Source organism: Massilia soli (assembly GCF_016809835.1).
Taxonomy (GTDB): domain Bacteria; phylum Pseudomonadota; class Gammaproteobacteria; order Burkholderiales; family Burkholderiaceae_D; genus Telluria_A; species Telluria_A soli.
This window is the reverse complement of the sequence record NZ_JAFBIL020000028.1, coordinates 1-1103: the sequence shown is the minus strand read 5'-3', so window position 1 is coordinate 1103 and position 1103 is coordinate 1. Positions and strand designations below refer to the sequence as shown.

At 50.3% G+C, this 1103-nt stretch carries 2 protein-coding genes and 1 pseudogene; all 3 read left to right on the top strand.

What is annotated here, in order from left to right; translation table 11 throughout:
* Positions 1–189 precede the first annotated feature (189 nt).
* A complete protein-coding gene (locus tag I4X03_RS22985) occupies positions 190–330 on the top strand; it encodes a hypothetical protein (protein ID WP_223471447.1) in 141 nt (46 codons plus the stop codon).
* Positions 327–764 carry a hypothetical protein gene (locus I4X03_RS22980; RefSeq protein ID WP_223471445.1) on the top strand — a complete coding sequence of 146 codons (438 nt, stop codon included), beginning with the start codon at positions 327–329 and terminating at the stop codon, positions 762–764. The genes I4X03_RS22985 and I4X03_RS22980 overlap by 4 nt, the downstream gene beginning before the upstream one ends.
* A gap of 81 nt (positions 765–845) precedes the next feature.
* Positions 846–1025: pseudogene (locus tag I4X03_RS22975) on the top strand (PAAR domain-containing protein); the annotation flags it as partial.
* Positions 1026–1103 lie beyond the last annotated feature (78 nt).

Below are 1103 nucleotides of genomic sequence, written 5' to 3'. Positions count from 1 at the left end.
CCGTTTTTTCGACGATGCCGCTTCCGCCAAAAATCGGGAAACCGCTGAAATCATCAATTGATCAGCGCTTCCCTAGCTGAGGAATACCACGCACTGAACAATAACTGCGTAACGACTGCAATGCGAGGGGCGGCCGTAGCAATTCGCGATCTAGACTTCGAGCTACCCAGGTTTAACCAAGGCACAGGCATGAGTACTACCGAAAAGATCGGTGCGAAAATGGCTGGTTGGCCTGCACATATTTTTATGCCTGGCGATTTGAAAAATATGCTGGAGAATAATTCGAAGCGCCGGCCGTCCCGCGTCGAAAAATTTGGTGGTGGAAAATGAAGCTAAAAATCCCGGTCAACACCGGAATGACGACAATTCTCATTGCCGTAACGTTCAGCCTTTTTATTTGGAAGAAAACAATGGATACCAAGACGCTCTACCGACTCAACGAACCCATGCTGATTGCTAATGAGAACGGCTCGCCTTACTACATGATCCCGGCCAAAACGGTCCTTCGTTTGCAAAAAGGCTTCGCCGAAGGACATCAGCTTTATACAATCGAAGTGCTGTACAAGGGCAAACTTCCGGCAGACGTGCTCCCTTCCGACGCGTCGGGAGAGTCGACGTGGCTTTATCAAATCGATTCGGACGACGTGTCAAAGGTGCTCACTCAATATCCCCTATCGAAAGAGGATCTGGTGCAGATCCTGAAAGCGCGAAAGATGACACGTGACGATCTCGCGCAGATCGTGCGTGAATGGAAAGATGACTGATCCATTCAATGGAAAGCACTTCATCCGAAGGGGGATGGGGTCACCGCCGCTTTCTTGTAATTTGGCTGTATAGGGATAATCATGCCATTAGCGATCATCACTGTTGGTGACAGTACAGATCATGGCGGCACGGTGATCAGCGGGTCGCCAACCGCTGATATTCGTGGGCGTGCAATCGCCAGACTTGGAGATCAGGTCAGCTGCCCGCAGGTCTACCCTGGAGGTAAACCACATGGAATTAACAAGATCGTTACGGCTCACCTGTAGTAGTTCCGATCTGATCTGACACATCGCAGTACGAAGGGTGGGGTTACCCGGTTTGATAGAGGTGCGAATCTT

Bases quoted from the DNA above. Each gene is read 5' to 3' on its own strand.
- I4X03_RS22985 (WP_223471447.1), top strand. From the start codon at position 190: ATGAGTACTACCGAAAAGATCGGTGCGAAAATGGCTGGTTGGCCTGCA.
- I4X03_RS22980 (WP_223471445.1), top strand. From the start codon at position 327: ATGAAGCTAAAAATCCCGGTCAACACCGGAATGACGACAATTCTCATT.